The sequence below is a fragment of the Lacticaseibacillus thailandensis DSM 22698 = JCM 13996 genome (assembly GCF_001436135.1).
GTDB classification, from domain to species: domain Bacteria; phylum Bacillota; class Bacilli; order Lactobacillales; family Lactobacillaceae; genus Lacticaseibacillus; species Lacticaseibacillus thailandensis.
The window spans coordinates 428,771-445,710 of the sequence record NZ_AYZK01000001.1; the positions used below are offsets into that span (position 1 = coordinate 428,771).

The following is a 16,940-nucleotide window of genomic DNA, read 5'->3' on the forward strand; positions in this document are numbered from 1 at the left end:
CTATTCACCCATTTCCTTTAAGATACTTATTAAATTTGGAAAAGTCGGATTGTTGTATATCTCGATAATTTTTTGTTCATTTTGCATTAGATTGAATATGCAGTCAGAAATTCGGCTGTAATATCGGAAATCATCCCTCGCCAAACAAACCATGAAGACAAGTTTTACATCTTTCCCTTTTTCGGAAATGCTTGGCTTTACGATGCGTACACCTACTGCACTACTAACACCTTTCATCTCGATTGGATGTGGCATCGCAATTCCATTGTTATAAACGGTTGACATGTATTTTTCCCGTTTGAGCACATTCGTAACGAAATCTGAATCACCATAACCCTGTTCGACAATTTGTTTGGACATTGATTGTATGATTGTTGAATAATCAAGAGGTTGCTGTGTCGTAAACAGGTTTGCTTTAAATAGTGTTAGATAATTCTGATCAGTCGAAATCTTTTCTGGCGCTATTTGGCTTGATTCGTTGAGAAACAAAACTTGCTTGATATTCTCTATATCGCTCCTTGTTAATAGTTCCTTGATGTAAAGTATTGGCACTTTCAAACTGTGTTTTAGGGGTATGACTGAAAAAATCAAATCTGGTCCAAATGCTTCAATATCATTTTCCTGCCAAAATGAAAATGCCCTGACGTTTGCTTCTGGGAAAATACCGATAATTTGCGTCCTAATTAAATTAGACACACCTCCGCCAGTTGTACAGATCACTGCAACGCGCTCATACTTACGAATGCGTTTGTTTTTTTCTGTTGCCTCATGATTGAGGAAATGTACGGCGATAAAGCCTAATTCGTCGTTTGAGACTTTGATGTTTAATACCTTTTCAAGGAACTTAGAAAACTTGAGGACCAAATCAAAAACGAGCGGATACCGGATGCAAAGTTCAAGTAATAGCGGGTTTTTGTAAACAACTTTTTTATCGATTCGCTCCAACAAAAATACTAAGTGTGTGACTAGGCCATCAACGAAATTTGTGTCATCGCTGTAATCTGTACCATTTTTAGCGTCTGTTGCTTCGAAAAAGGAGACTATCTTTGCTTTAAGATAGGTTTTGTTCACGTTTGGTTGAACGAATGTTTCACTTTGCACCGATTCATTAACGAGCATCTCAAACTCTTTGAGAATTTCTTGGGAAATATTAATCTGAAAATTTTTGGCCACATCCTTGAGCACTCGGTCTAGTTTTTTCAGAGGAACATTTTGCAAGGAAAAAATATTTGACTCAATATCATACAACTGGTTAGTTGTTTCATGTAAAACGAGTATCTTAAGCCAGGATAGGATTGTTTGAAATTCGTAATATCCAATTCGTAGGTGGTGATCGCGAATACAATCTTCAGCAACACGTTCGTATTCGCTAAAATTACCTACACGTTCACTGACTAAACTGTCTAATGAGTTATCTCCCTTTTGGTATAACTCCAACATCAATTTTCTTATTGCGTGGTCTGAACCGATTAGACGAATTCCAAAATGACTTTTTCGTTCCAGACGCAGATTAAACGATTCGGCAAATTTATCGATTGTATTCAGTTTGGAGTAAAGAAATGTGCTACTGAATCCGGTAGTCCTCACTAGTTCACTGACTGCGACGTATTCCCATTTTGGAATCGTTAATAACTTAATTAAGATGTCTACAACCAGCTGCTCTTCGTTAATTACCGATTCCTCTGACGATAAGGTTGCTAGAAATTGTTTGAACTGTTTTTTATCTATCACCTCCAAGGAATATCCACGCCCATATTCACTTAATAACTGATATCCATGTCTTGGTCCTGATTTTTTAATGAACGATAATTCTTTTTGCACGGTGCGTCGAGAAACTTGTAGAGACTCAACAAAATAATTTAAGGGAAGAAACGACTTTGTTTGAGATAATTTTTTTAAAATTACGTATGTGCGCATCTACCGTCGACTCCTTTGTCTACATTCATAGTAAAAGCTAGCTACCATTTATAACAGAAAATTGTTTGCACAAAGAAGTGCAAGGATTAGCATAAAGGCCCTATAACTGATAATCTTGTTTCACTTATTTATTGTATGTACGATAATAATTACAAAAAAGGTGATAATTTTCCTAAATCACTATTTAACCGATCAAGAAATGGTAACAGTTAAATACAGTAAAAACAGGTAAAAGTACGGTTGAGCAAGGTACAAACATCCTTATTTATCGCAAAGAATACGGCATTGACGTTATAAGTCAATAACAATTATATAAATACTTTCATGAACGCAAATTTTTTGGAAGATCACCAGCTGGGGCGCATTACCGAACTATGTGAGGTCGGCTTACGACACTATTTTCAAGGACTGTTGACTAGTTTTTCAAAATGATACTGATACATAGACGTCGAAATTCTGATTGCTCTCGTTGTGAATAACAAAAATCCCTCCACAGTCGTCAAATGAATTATTGTATTTCATCTGATAACCATAAAGGGATTATCGCAGTAAATTTATGTGTTTATCTGCATTTTTAATTATTGAATCTTCTACAGTTCATTGAACTCGCGCTGCGCCTGCTTGATTGCCTGTACCGTGCGTAGATTACGCTTTTCCCACGTAATCAGCACGCGGTCCATGTACTTAAGCGAGTAAGCTTGATTGAGCACCGCTTCGCGTAATGCCAGCGCCACAACTTCCGGGTCGTAATGGTCCTCGTTGAGCCACGCCCGGATGGTTTGTTGCTCAATCGGTGTGAGCATCCGCCCAAATTCGGTTTCCACCTGCTGTTGGAGGTGGCGAACTGGGTCGACGGTGGTCGCTGCTGGAGCGCCCGCACTGTGGTCGGCGGCCGGCTCAGCGTTGGTCAACCAGTGTTTGATCAACGGTTTGGTGTCGTACACGTCGGTCATCCGCCCGCGAGCATCAGTGCCGGTGCTGATGGTGATGGCCCCCTTACTGACCAGGTTGGCCACGCAGTGGTTGAACTCGGTCGTGGTCATCTTGGTGGCCTGGGCTAGTGCCTGCAAGTTTGGCGCGTCCCGGTGATGTTGCACGTAGCGGTCAATGTACAGGTAAGCGAGCAACTCGTCCCGGGTCAGCGAGGAGGCCGCAAACTGGCTAAAGAGCAAGTCTGAAAAGCTAGTACTTCCTGCCGTAAGCAAATCATCAATGGAACTCATTACTAACTCCCCCTCAAATGTCACAGTGGCCGCAAAGCGTTAACTTTGCGGCCACTACTGTCATTAATAATTACGGCTGCAAACGGTTCAACATCCGTGGGAACGGAATCGTTTCGCGCAGGTGGTCTGATTTGCAGATCCAGGCCAGGAACCGTTCAAGTCCCATCCCAAAGCCGGAGTGCGGCACGCTACCATATTCGCGCAGATCCAGGTACCACTGGTAGTCTTCCTGACTCAGGCCGGCCTTTTTGATGGCCGCGGCAAGCTTATCGTAGTCAACTTCACGTTCGGAACCACCAATGATTTCCCCGTAGCCTTCTGGCGCTAGCAGGTCCGCACATACGTACACGTCATCACGGCCTTCTGCAGGCAACATGTAGAATGGCTTGATGCTCTTGGGGTAGTTGAGAACAAAGACGGGCTGTTCAAACTGGTCGGACAAGTAGGTTTCTTCGGGTGAACCGAAGTCATCGCCCCACTTGGTGTCAAAGCCACCCTCCTGCAACATATCAATAGCCTTATCGTAACTGATGCGGGGGAACGGCAACTTCGTGAACTTCTTCAAGTCTTCTGGATCACGGTCCAGCAACTTCAAGTCGTAGCCACAGTTGTCGATGACCTTGCTGACCAGGTAAGCCACGTAGCGTTCCTGAATCTCCAGGCTTTCATCCTGGTGCATGAACGCCATTTCTGGCTCAATCATCCAAAATTCGGTCAAGTGCCGGCGTGTCTTACTCTTTTCCGCCCGAAACGTCGGACCAAAGCTAAAGACCTTGCCAAACGCCATGGCCCCCGCTTCTTCATACAACTGGCCACTTTGACTCAGGTAGGCATCGTGGTCGAAATAATCAATGTGGAATAGCTCGGTCGTGCCTTCAGGAGCCGACCCAGTCAGAATTGGTGGGTCCATCTTGATGAACCCTTCCTGGTTGAAGAATTCGTAGGTGGCCCGAATGACTTCGTTACGAATGTGCATGATGGCAAAGGGCCGGCGACTCCGCAGCCACAGGTGACGGTGGTCCAGCAGGAATTCGATACCGTGTTCCTTTGGCGTGATGGGGAAGTCCTCACTGGTGCCGACGACCTCAATGTCCTGGACCTGAATTTCGTAGCCAAAGTGGCTACGCGCATCCTCATGGATCTCGCCGGTGACCCAGAAACTGGTTTCCTGACGTAATTCTTTGGCCTGCAGGAATACCGCTTCACTCACGTCATTCTTCCGAACGACGCCCTGGAAGAAGGCAGTCCCATCACGCAACTGCAGGAAGGCAATTTTCCCGCTACTGCGCTTGTCAGTGAGCCAAACCCCAATTTTGACGGTTTCGTTCACGTGCTGTGGTGCTTCGCTGATCGTAATCTGTTCTGGCATGTTGCTAATCTCTCCTAATCGTTTGCAGTATGTGGTGTGCTGGAACCCGTGACGAAGTCCTCAATCCGCTTTGCAGCTTCGAGCAAATTGTCCTTGGCGGCGGCGTAACTAAGTCGGATGTAGTTTGGATTACCAAACGCACGCCCAGGAACAACGGCGACGCCCGTCTTCTCGAGTAGGTCCATGGCAAAGCTGTCGGCGGAATCGTAACCCAAATTAGTCACGGCGTCCTTCACGTTGATGAACAGGTAGAAGGCCCCAGTTGGTTTCTCTGCCAGTTTGAAGCCCGGGATACGGTTGAATAGCGGGTAAATTGTGTTCAGCCGGTCTTCAAAAGCCTGCCGCATCTTTTCGGTGCTACTGCCGTCACTATTGAAGGCGGTAATGGCGGCGTACTGACTAACCGCCGCCGGATTACCAGTGGCGTGGCTGCAGATGGTGGCCATGGCTTTAGCCACTGGTGCCGGTGCCGCAGCGTAACCGATACGCCAACCAGTCATGGCAAAGGACTTGGAGACCCCACCGATGAGGATGGTGTTGGCGCTGATGGCCGGGTCGAGGGACAACATCGATGTCGCTTTTGCCCCATTGTAGACCAAATCACTGTAGATCTCGTCGCTCACAATCATAATGTTGTGACGCAGAGCCCAATTGCCAATGAGCGTCAGTTCCTGCTTGTTGTAGATTGTCCCACTAGGATTCTGGGGACTATTAATGATGATGGCTTTGGTGTGGTCATTGACAACGCGGTCCAGGTCGTCAACGGTGACCTTGAAGCCATCACTAGCGGGGGCCGCCTGCGGAACCCCACCGGCTAACCGCACTTGTTCAACGTAGGAAACCCAGCCCGGCGTTGGGACAATGACCCCGTCACCGGGATTGAGGATGGCGTTAAACAAGCAGTACAGGGCAAACTTAGCCCCATTGGTGGCCACGATTTGGCTAGCATCGTAGTGGTAACCCGTCCGCCGCTCGATTCGGTGACTGATGGCGGTACGGAGTTCCGGTAAGCCGGTGGCCTGGGTGTAAAAGCTGGCCTGGCCGGCATTAATGCTGTCAATGGCCGCCTGTTCGATGAACTTCGGCGTCTCAAAGTCCGGCTGGCCCATGGTCAAGTTGATGACGTCAGCCCCGGCGGCTTTGAGTTCATTGGTCTTCTGGCTCATTGCCAGCGTTGCGCTGGGATTGACTTTGGCTAAGCGGTTCGAAACTTGCATAAAGCACCTCCAAATGATGGTTGACCCTATATGTTTTTAATTAATTCAACTTGCTTACCGGTTCGGAAGGAATACGAGACGTAACCAAGGCGGCCTTGCTTGGTCTTGTAGGCGACGTCCCAGACCAGCCGCTTGCCCTGATAACGCAAAGCTGCGCTGATCACCCGTTGCGGGTCATGTTGCTTCCAGGTTGCACTAAGCGCCTGGTTGCGCGTCGTCCCGGCATTTTGCCGGACAACGTGGATGGCACCGTTCTTTTGCTTAATGATCACGTACACGGCGTGGTGGTTGCGCTGGCCCGCGACGGTGAGGTAGCTTTGATCGCGCGTATTCCACCAGAAGCCATCAATGTGCGTGACCTGCGCGGAACGGGTCGCAATACTTTCCGCCTGGCTGCGTAACTTGTTGTAGGGATGCATGGCCTGTTGGAAGAAGATGATGACCGACAGTACGACAACGATGATGCCGGCTACTAGGGCCCATCTCCGCCAACGTTCAGAACTACGATTGTGCATGAACAAATTCCTTTCGCATCGGCTTATGAACCGATGATACTACTTTTTTGGTGTTGATTTGTGGTTGGTTGCGGATTTAGTTGTGCGCCGCCGCGGCCGTCGCTTCTTGGTAGTCGTGGTGGGTTGCTTCTGTGCTGTGCCTGACTTGACTGTAGCCTGAGTAGGCTTGGCTTTGGTCCCCCGCCCCGTTTGTGGTTGTTTAACGGCGGACTGAGGCTTGTGTGTGCGCGGCTTACGTGTGGTGGTTTTGGCCGGAGTGCGTGCGGACTGCTTGTCCGCCCCCTTCTTGCGTGCCTCATCCGCCTTGGTGGTCACGGCCGCCGCCTTTTTGGTGTTGCGCCGGCGCGGCCGGCGGTTAGGGGTGGCCTTATGCTCCTCTAACAATTTCTTGGCGGCAGCCTGTTCCTCCTCGTCGGGGGTCAGCCAACGCTCCAACGCGTCCGGCATGGCGGCCAGCGGTAACAGGTCGGTTGTCACGGACGGCAGGGATTTCTGCATCCCCCGCCCGTAACTGGTCCGCGTCAGCCGGTCGTCCAGCACGATGAAGACCCCCCGGTCACTCTCGCGCCGAATCAGCCGCCCGAAGCTTTGCCGCAACCGTAATGTGGCGCGCGGTACGGCGTCCTGTGTGAACGGATCCGCGCCACTAGCCTTTATATTATCATACCGGGCCTTAATTACGGGGTCGTTAGGCATATCAAAAGGTAATCTTGTTAAAATGACGGTTTCAAGTTGCTTGTCCGGATAATCGACGCCCTCGAAGAAGCTAGCAGCGCCAAGCAGTACGCTATTGCGGCTGACGGCAAAGCGCCGCGCAATGCGCGCCGCCGACCCCGTGACCCCCTGCGCGAGGATCTCCTTACGGTCGGCAATGGGCCGACGGTTGAGCCGTGCAAAGACGTGCCCAATCACCGTCAGTGAATTGAACAGTACCAACGTCTGGTGTTCGTTATCAGCCAGCCGCTCAATCGCGTTGGTCAGATAATCCGCGTATTGCTTCGCGCTCAGGTCGTTAATGTGCGGCGCATCAGCGGCAATCATCACGCGTGCCTGCTGCTTGTATTTGAACGGACTACGCAACGTCATCACCTGGGTGTCCGGTAGTGCCGGGTAGCCCAACTGGTTGGTCAAAAATTGCGCGTCTTTGCGAATCGTCAGCGTACCGCCGGTAAAGACAGGCGCGGTGAAGTTGCGCAAGAGGTTCTGCAAGTGGTCGCGGACGTCAAATACCCGCCAGTTGACGTTAAGGCTAGTCAGATCGTCGGGGTGCCGGAGCGTCAGGCTTGGTACGGCCACCTGGGCGTCCGTCAGGAGCGGATTGTGTTCCGTGAGCGCGGTCATGGGTCCTAGCTGCTCGGATAAGCCGGCGGCGACGTCCTCCAGGTGCTGGAAGGTGCGAATATCGCTGGTCAAAAAGTGGTTTTCGTTTTGGGTGTAGTCCGTCAGTAACGTGTCGGCAATCGTCAGGATCTGGTTGCTGAGGCCTAAAATGTCCTGGGCGACCGGAGTAAACCGGTCAATAATCGTTTGGATGTCGGCGTGCGACAGGTTCAATTCCATAAACCCGTTGTGGGGTCGTTGCTGGTGGGCAAAGTAGTGGTGGAACAGTCGGGTTTGGATTCCGGCGACCAGATTGAGGGCTTTGTCCGTGGCCAGCTGCAAACTGCGTAACTGGTAACTCATGATCTGGTTATCCGCGTAAATTGCGGCCAACCCCCGGGTGTCCGGGCCACCAATGATGCGGTCAAATTGGTTGAGCGCGTAGTGTAACTTTTTCAGGTTCAGGCGCACGGTAAACGCGTTGGCAGCATTTTCGGCGAAGTGCTGGGCTTCGTCCACTACCAAGAATGGTTGACCACTGAAAGCGTCGTCGGTGTAGTGGGCCGCCAGGTACGCGTGGTTGGTGACCACGATGGCCGCCGCATCCACCCGCCGGAGTGCGTTGCGGTAAAAGTCCACCTTGTAGAACGGGTTGCTGTATTCGGTACCAAAATTACCCGTATGTTGAATCCGGACGAAGAAGGCACTCTGCGTACTAGCGGTGTGCAATTCGTCCAGATCACCCGTTTTGGTACTAGTCAGCCACACTAGAATCTGCATTTGTAGTACCAGACTGATACCCTTAACCTCGCTGTCGTGCAGTGTGGTCGCAAACTTATTTAAGTCAATGTAATGCCGCGGACTCTTGAGCGTGACCGCGTCGACTGGGTGCCCTACCAGCTGTTCGACTAACGGAATCGTACTATTCATCAACTGGCTTTGGAGCACCGTGGTCGACGTGGCGATGATGACCTTGTTATCGGGGGTGGCCACAAAGCTGTACGGAATGAGGTAGCCTAGTGACTTGCCTAGTCCCGTACCGGCTTCAATCACTAGTGGCTGTTGGTCGTTCGTCGCGTTAGCGTACACGCGATCCATCATCCGCGCTTGGGCGTAACGGAAGCGCAGCTGGCCCCCGGCACGTTTGATCATTTTGCGCTTGGCAGCTTCCTTAGCTGGATATTCCTGTAAACCACGGCCAGCCCGAGCAGCGCGACTTTGCCGTTCGGGTGCGGGGTTGGCAATGACGACCCCCCGCTTCATCAGGTAGTGACCCGTGAGTGGCTGGGCGTCACGAGCCAGGTATTGTAAGTATTTACCGGTCTGTCGTAATAACCCCTGCCCCAGGCGGGCGAGTTGTTGCTGCGTCGGTCCCGGTAATTGCCGGAAACGGCGGCTTAGCTCAATTAACAACTTGGCAGTGCTGACCGCGTCGCTGTCCGCTTGGTGCGGATTATTGTGCTGAATGTTCAGTAAGTGCGTCAAGTCGGACAGCCGGTAACTGACCGAGTTAGGCAGTAAAATCTGCGCCAACTGGACAGTATCCAGCGCATCATTCGCGAGGGTACGCAAACCAACCCGTGCGAACTCGGCGTTCAAGAACGGGTAGTCAAAGTTAACGTTGTGCGCCACTATCACCGTTTCGCTGAGCATTTGCCTCAGGACTGGTGCAATTTCGTCAAAGTAAGGCGCGGAGACCAAGTCCTGTGGGTGGATCCCCGTCAAGCGCTGAATGGCGACCGGAATCCGCGAATCGGGGTTCACCAGTTGGGAGTACGTCTGAATGACTTTGTGGTGCTGAATTAGGGCACAACCGATCTGAATGATCCGGTCGCCGGCTTCGACGTCGGTGCCGGTAGTCTCAAGGTCGATTACTGCGTAGATGGTGTCTGCATCCATATATTTATCACCTAAATCAAAGCAGCCCGTGGTCCACAGTTAAGGCTCACGTGAGCTGTTATTACTATTTATATCATACGCCCCTTGTACAGCTAGTGCTACCACGGTGTTCGTTTCGAGCAGCACCAGCCGTAACCCTATCACCGGTGCGGGTTGGATTTGCCGCAATGCTAGTGCGTACAGGTTCAGTTGGCCGCTGTACTTGGTCACGATGGCGTCCTGCTGGTGGCCGACGTGGTCCGTTTTGTAATCATAAAGGATGACCCCGTCCGGTGTGGTGACAAAGCCATCCATGATCCCGTGAACTAACAGGTTTTGTTCGTCGTTGCGCATGGCCGGGAACACGTCCCCCGCCGGCATGAGCATCGCAAATGGCACTTCGCGCTGCACGGTGTCCGGCGTTTGCAAGAGCGTTTGCCCCAGTGGGGTGGTGAAGAACGCCACAATGTGGTCGATGTTGACGTTCCGGCCGACCGTAGCGGTAATTAGTTGCCGGTCGACAAGGTCCTCAATGACGCCCGCAACATATGTGGGCGTAATGGCAACGTGTAAGTCGAGGCTCTGCATGACCTGGTGGGTCGCGGTCCCAATCGCCGCGGCACTCGGCCGCGCTTCCACGCCCCCGGTGATAAACTGCGGGGTCGCGAACGGTTCAACGTAACGTCGGGCCGCTTGGCCATCATTGAGCACCTGATGGCCACTCGTTTGCGGATCCGCGTGGAGTTCAGTTAGTGATGGGTCATCAAAGAGTCGCTTAATTTCCGAGACCGCCTGGAACCCGGTCGTCTGGGTTGCGGCCGCATATGGGTACTGAAAGCTAAACCATTGGTCAACATCAACGTCCAGTGGTGGTTGGGTTACCGCCAGTTGGGTTTGCGCCCCACCCGCCACTTTGGGATGGGTGACCCAATTAATGGTGAACATAGTTGGGTCATCGACCAGACCGACTAACGGGTCCGTTTGGTCGGGATAGTGAGGGTGCCGTACGAGGCTGGCCCCAATCAACGCCAGCAGTGACGCGGCCGTTAACCGGTTGTAAGCCGGTAGTACGAGGTCGTTGGTGTTAGCCAACTTACGCCAACTTTGCTCTAATCGTTCCCGGGTAGCACCGTAACCCACGACATACAGGTGTTGTTCCGCTCGGGTGAGCGCCACGTACAAGACCCGTAGCGCTTCCGCCTGTTCGCGCCCATCACGGTCCTGGCGCGCCAATTCGTACTGTGGCAGCGGAATTTGTACGCGGGTATCCTCCTGCAGCCATTGAATGCCAATTTGGCCACCAGACAGGATGGCTTTGCTATCACCACGATTACTGTTGCCGTGCAGGCTGCGACTACTATTCATCAAGAAGACCACGGGGAACTGTAGCCCCTTGCTCCCGTGAATGGTCATTAGGTGCACCGCGTTGGTATCCGGATCAATGGTAACCGGTGTGTCGAGGTCTTTATCCCGTTGCTGCATCAGTTCGATGAAGTGAACAAAGGCAAACAGGCCCCGGAAACCACCCTCTTCGTAAGCGTGGGCCCGATCGTACAATGCACGCAGGTTGGCCTGCCGCTGTGGCCCCCCGGGCATCCCCCCAACAAAGTCGAGGTAGCCAGTTTCTTGGTAAATGGCCCAGATGAGGTCCACCAGCCGGTTACTGCGGGCCAGGTCACGGAACCCGGTCAATTGTTCCCGAAACTGCATCAACTTATGGTAGGCGCTCGTGGTGGTCGCGTCCGCGGTGGCGGCGTCGTACTGGGCAATAAAACGCGTCACCGCGTCGTAGTACGGCACGTGCCGATCCGCCAGGCGGACGACTGCCAGTTCGTCCGCCGTCATCCCCACCATGGGCGACCGCAACACGGCCACCAGCGGGATCTCCTGGAGTGGGTTGTCGATTACTTTGAGCAGTGACAGCATCACTTGTAACTCGGTGGTCTTGAAGTAGTTTTGCGCATCATTGATCACGATGGGGATACCGGCCGCGGCAAACTCCTCCTGAATTTGAAGGTTTTGGCTACGGGTGGGCACCAGCAAAGTGATGTCCCGGTATTCCAGGTTCCGGTAGGCACCCTGCTTACGGTCGTAGAGCTGCTTTTCTGGATGGGCCATCAACGCCTGGATGCGGTTGATCACCATCCGGACCTGACCAATATCCTTGTCGAGATCAGCGTTGGCCGCTGCGTCCTCTGCATCATCCGGAACGTACAATAACAGTTCGGTGGCGGGGGCAAAGTCACTGGGAATGTCGGTCGCGCCTAGCTTCAGTTCCTCCCCACCCTGGTAATCAATGTCCCCCACCGTTCGGTCCATAACCTGCCGAAAGATGAGGTTGGTGAAGTCCAGGATGTTGCGCGAGGAACGGAAGTTTTCCGCCAACGTGATCCGTTCGCCGTCCGTGACGTTGCGGGTATTGTCCGCCGACGCGGTGCTGGGTGTATAACGGGCGTACTTGTCCAAAAATAGCTGTGGTGCGGCTAAGCGGAACCCGTAAATACTTTGCTTCACGTCCCCCACCATGAAGCGGTTGCCTGGTGCCGGGGTGGACACGCCGCTGAGGATGGCTTCCTGCAGGGGGTTGGTGTCCTGGTACTCATCCACCAGAACTTCGTCAAACGCGTCGCGGTAGATCTGGCCGACCGTCGTGCCGGTATCAGGGTCCGCTTGGTCCAGGATGGTGCGGGCGGCCTGTTCGATGTCGCCAAAGTCGAGGACGTGACGCCGTTGCTTTTCCGCCCAGTAAGCGTGCTTGAATTCCAGGCAGACATGGCTGAGTTCCGCCACCAGGTCGTGCCCGGCATCCAGGGCGGTAGCCAAGTCGTCGGTGTTGAGGCCAAACAACGGCACCAGCCGCTGCTCAAAAATCTCCTTGGCCTGGTCACGCAGAGCCTTGGCATCATTTTTCGTTGCCTTGACTACTTCGTCCGTGACTTTGCCCCCCGGCCAGCGGCCCCAGTCGACGTCGTCGATGGCGTTTTGCACGGCTGCGTAGTTCTCACTTGGTAATGTCCGCGTGGCGATGGCGGTGAGGGCTTGAACCTGGGCGAGGTTATCCGCCACTTTGCTCAGGGTGGGTTCCGCCCCTACCAGGTCTGCCGCTTGGCGTAACAGCTGCTCCACCTGCGTCATGATGGGGGTTGCTGCCTGCCGTAATTGGGTCATTAACGGCCCGTCTGCCCCCAAATTGTGCGCGTAATTATCAGCGAGACCCGCAATCCAACCGTCAGGGTCCGTGGTAGTCTGCGCGTATTCATACACGCGCATGACCAGGTCGCCGAGTGGGTCGTCGGAGCGGTCGGTACCAAAGTTAGCGCTCAGGGCCCGAAATTGTGCGGCCGATGCGGAGCTAAAGAACACCTCACGCAGGTCGGACCAGACCCCCTCCTGAATCATGATGGCTTCGGTGGGGTCCGCCAGAATGCGGAAGCCTGGATCGAGGTCGATCGTATAGTAATATTGCTGCACGACTTGGAGGGCAAAGGCGTCGATGGTACTGATTGGCGCACTGGCCACCAGTCCAATTTGTTGTGCCAGATGGTGACGGGTGCTGTCGTCCATCTCTTGGCGGTGCGCCGTGAGCTCGTGCTTGAGGGCTGTCGTGATCCGGTCCTTCATTTCGGCGGCCGCGGCGTTAGTGAAGGTCACGACCAGCAGCCGCGTAATGTCTTGTCCCTGTAACACGGATTGGAGGACCCGCTCCACCAGGACGGTGGTTTTACCCGAACCCGCGGAGGCTGACACGAGGACGTTATGCCCGTGGTGCGTAATGGCGGCTCGTTGACTTGCTGTAAAGTTTGCCATGTTGGTTACCCTTCCTGCTGTGCGGCCCGTTCCTGGGCTAGCTTAGCTAATACTTCGTCTAACGACATCGGCGTCAACTGCCGGTACCGGTTGTCGCGTAACGTTGAATCAAACTGCATGATGGCGCTGTAGTCGCTGCTGGTGATGACGGTCGCCTGCTGGTCGGTCCGCGCCGGTGCCAGTTCGAGGTGCCCGGCGAGAATAGCTGCGGCCGCGGCGATAATGAGCTGTTCGTTGTGCCAAAGCAGGTCGGCCAACTGTTGTTCACTGACCGCCTTCACGCGGGCGCCCAACTTTCCGGCCTTGGTGAAATTCAACGGAAAAATGTCCGATGTTCCCGGCTGGTCTGGTGTCACCGCAGTATCAAGGTTGGTGATCCCCGTTCCGTTGACCAGCAAACCGTCCAGCTTGAAGGCCGCTGCTAAGTCAGGTTGGCGCTCCGGTGTGAATTTCAGCCGCGGGTTTTGCAGGTGCATGAAGACCCCCGCAGCGGGTGCCAAATGGGGCTCGTATCCGCGTAGCACCGCGTCAATGTACGTTAGCATTTGCATCCCCAACCCGTAGTAGGCGTCCTGGGCACTGAACGAATGCTTACTGGATTTGTAGTCAATGATCACGAACCCCGGTTGTGGTGCGGACATCATGGTGTCCAGCCGGTCAATCCGGCCGCGGACCAACACGGACTGGTGGTCCGGTAACGGCAGCTGGATGGCCGGTAGGTCGTGGGGTTTACCAGGAAAGCCAAAGGTCAACTCGGTATCGTGAACTTTGAATCCGGACCGTTGTTGTTCGTGGCGGACCGCGCGTGCAGATTGGGTCAACAACCGCGTCAACAGGTCGCGGATAAACAACATGCGCTGACTACTGGTCAATACTTCAAAGCCGGGCTGACCACTATGGTCGGCGACCAGTTGCCGCACCATGGTGTCCAGTTGTTCATCGGTCAGATTATCGATGCCGCCAACATCAGCAGCCTGGCGGTTGAGCTCATCCAGGACGGCGTGGAACAACGTCCCAGTGTCAGCCGGTGTTAATTCAAACTCCGGCCGGGGTGCGAGACCCAGGCCGTACTTGAGGAAGTATTCGTACGGGTTCCGGTAGAACGATTCCAATCGGGAGATGGACACTTCGAGATGATTGCCATACAACGCGTGCGCGAGTTGCGGCGACAGGTGCCCCACCGCGTTGGTGTAATCCAGACTACCTAGTAACTTTGCTGACAGCGCCGCCAAGCCGTGTTGCCCAATGGCATCAATCGTTTGTTGCCAGGCCGCTCCCAGGTGGTTGTGGGTGTCGCGTAGTTGCCGCGCAACTTGCACCGCATCGGTCAGGGTGCTGCGCGGCGTACCCACCACGGCACTCAACGGCGTCGTGGGGTTGGTGGCTTGCCAAATGGTCCACTGGAGGTGTCCTGCCGCTTGTAGTCCCACTGCGTACGGTGAGGGGTCATTATCGCTATCACTGTGGACCGGATAACTGATGGTCAGCTCCCGACTACCCTCAACAAACGCAAGGTAATTCAGGAACGGTTCGGTCAGTGCGGTGTCAGCACCCGCGTCGGGTAAAAAGGTCCCCGCCGGCAGGTACGGTGCTAATACGTGCCGGTCGTCGCTGGATAAAAGGTTGTTATCCGTCACGGCGTCGGGCATTGCGGTACTCGTGGCCCCAATAACGTAGACATACTTTGCGTGCTGGCGCCGCGTCAACCCGGTTTCCGACACGATCACTTGGTCCAAGGTGGAGGGAATCTGCGTGTAGGTGGCGTTGGCGAACCCGGCGTCGATCATCTCGTTAAACTGTTCGACGGTGGTGGGTTCGTCACCCCACGTGCCCACAAAGTCGTCTAGAATATCACACAGTACTTGCCAAGCCTGTTCCCCCGCCTGCGCTTGCACGAGGTTACCCGCATCATTTTGGGCGTCACGCCAAAGCGTCAACTGGTCGATCACCCCGCTGGTCGTCAGTAATTGGTATAAGGCCGTGGCCATCTCGCGCCCAGTTTGGGCTTGGTGCAGTGCGTGAAAGAACGGTGGAATGTTGGTGGCCACCAGGTCCTTAATGGTGTTGATGCGGGCCGTGTTGGCCGCGTCGGCTTCACTCACCTGGCCGTCGTCGTTGTCGGGGTTGGCATGCACGCGGAAATACTGCCAAGGAGTGGCTTGCACCCACTGTGAACCGTACATTCCCGTCCGCAAAATGTGGTTTTCAGTTACGTCCACGTCATACCGATAGGTCGCGATGGGCATGCCCGCTGGCACTAGCAACTCCGTCCGTAGTAGTTGCAACGTATTTTGGTAGTCATAATTATGCGCGAGCATACCAAACAGGCTGTCGATAAACACCAACAGCGGGTGGTTGGTCATCGCGCGTTCATGGTCGATAAAAACGGGCAGCGCAAATTCATGCGCGACCGCTTCGAGGATGGTTTCATAGGGCTTGAGGTGACGGGCGACAATCAGAAAGTCACCGTAACGGGCCCCGGTTTGCTGAACGCGTTGCCGGATGGACCGCGCCACTGCGCGTAATTCGCTGTACGGGTCGCTCGCCTTGGCGAGGCGCACCCCGGTAAAGTCGTCCCCAACCGGCACGTCTTTGAGTGCCGTGGCATTGATCCAGTAGCGTTCGGTGGCATGAATCCCACTGGCGACCAGGCGGGCCGGCGCACTCGTGTCCGTTTGTACGGGCACCCCGTGGGTGCGTGCTGCCTGGTACAAGCGGTAGTACAGTCGCTTGCCCGGGAAAAACAGGTCGGGTGCGGTCGGCGCAGTGGTGGCGGCATGATCCGTCGTGATGGCAACATGCACCGCAGCGGCCCGCTGCATCAACTCCACCACGATGGCTTCTTCACGGGCCGCGAGAACGTTAAAGTGGCTAATGAAAACGTACGTGTTGGTCAAATCACGTTGGTGCAAGTGCTCTGCCAGCGCCTGGAGCAGGTCCGCGTTGCTAGTGGTGTTGACGGTGTCGCCTTCGTAGTACCGCAAGATGGTGGCAAGATCCCGTAACTTGGGCAGGTGCCGGTCGTTAGCAGGCATCGTGGCGAGGGCGGCGTCCAGATCAGCGGCGGTGACCCCACCCATTTGGAGTTCGTTGAGCTGTTGTACTAGGCGCGCGGTAAACCCCTGGTGGTTCCGTTCACCGGCAAAGATGCGCAGCTCGTCCTCGTGGTTGCGCATGATTTTGGCCACGCGCATTCCGGCCGCGGCTGGGGTCAGCCGTGGCTGCTGGTAAATGGCGTCAGTGTTGAGGTAGTACCACGCTAACCGCGAAAAACTCATGACCTGCAGCCGGCTTTGGGCAAAGACGCGGTCGGTCGGTCGCAACTGCTGGTGCAATGTTGCTAGGACCTGGACTTCGGATTCAAACTTAATGTGGTTGGGCACTAGATACAAAACGTCCGCATCCGGATGGGTCCGTAACGTTTGGGCGACCTGGTCGATTAGCGCCCGGTCGTGATCGGCTGTAGCCGGGCCAATAATAAAGTGTAGTGGCATGGTGATACCTCCATGGGTTTAATACGTTCAACGGGGTGTGGGCATAATTATGTACTGGTACGCAATGGTGACGGTGATTTGCAACAACTTGGGAGTGAACATGCAAGCCTGTCAGGCCTGTCAGGAGAGCGTTGCGGCTTCGACTTCTAGTCTATCACCCCTGCCCCGCCTGTCGCGATACCTTTCTGCTATAATGAGAA

Annotated in this window: 8 protein-coding genes; all 8 read right to left on the reverse strand. The window is 53.9% G+C overall.

The features are described from left to right. Window positions 1-1,917 carry a BglG family transcription antiterminator gene (locus tag FD19_RS01940; protein WP_056968998.1) on the reverse strand — a complete coding sequence of 639 codons (1,917 nt, stop codon included), beginning with the start codon at window positions 1,915-1,917 and terminating at the stop codon, window positions 1-3. Window positions 1,918-2,507: 590 nt separating this feature from the next. Next, window positions 2,508-3,140 (reverse strand): DnaD domain-containing protein, encoded by a 633-nt coding sequence (locus tag FD19_RS01945; protein WP_054749424.1) that lies wholly within the window; start codon window positions 3,138-3,140, stop codon window positions 2,508-2,510. Between the two features lie 70 nt (window positions 3,141-3,210). Beyond that, entirely contained in the window at window positions 3,211-4,509 is a 1,299-nt protein-coding gene (asnS, locus tag FD19_RS01950) for an asparagine--tRNA ligase (protein ID WP_054749425.1), read from the reverse strand. Between the two features lie 14 nt (window positions 4,510-4,523). Beyond that, complete coding sequence (locus tag FD19_RS01955; RefSeq protein ID WP_054749426.1) at window positions 4,524-5,726, reverse strand: pyridoxal phosphate-dependent aminotransferase; 1,203 nt, start codon at window positions 5,724-5,726, stop codon at window positions 4,524-4,526. A gap of 26 nt (window positions 5,727-5,752) precedes the next feature. After that, the gene (locus FD19_RS01960; protein WP_056968999.1) at window positions 5,753-6,241 is read right to left on the reverse strand and encodes a cell wall elongation regulator TseB-like domain-containing protein; all 489 of its coding nucleotides are present in this window, start codon (window positions 6,239-6,241) and stop codon (window positions 5,753-5,755) included. 39 nt (window positions 6,242-6,280) lie between these two features. Next, on the reverse strand, window positions 6,281-9,460 hold the full coding sequence (locus FD19_RS01965; RefSeq protein ID WP_082619474.1) for a helicase C-terminal domain-containing protein: 3,180 nt from the start codon (window positions 9,458-9,460) through the stop codon (window positions 6,281-6,283). 39 nt (window positions 9,461-9,499) lie between these two features. Beyond that, window positions 9,500-13,246 (reverse strand): helicase-exonuclease AddAB subunit AddA, encoded by a 3,747-nt coding sequence (gene addA / locus FD19_RS01970; RefSeq protein ID WP_056969000.1) that lies wholly within the window; start codon window positions 13,244-13,246, stop codon window positions 9,500-9,502. 5 nt (window positions 13,247-13,251) lie between these two features. Further along, a complete protein-coding gene (locus FD19_RS01975) occupies window positions 13,252-16,740 on the reverse strand; it encodes a PD-(D/E)XK nuclease family protein (RefSeq protein ID WP_056969001.1) in 3,489 nt (1,162 codons plus the stop codon). Between the last annotated feature and the right edge of the window lie 200 nt (window positions 16,741-16,940).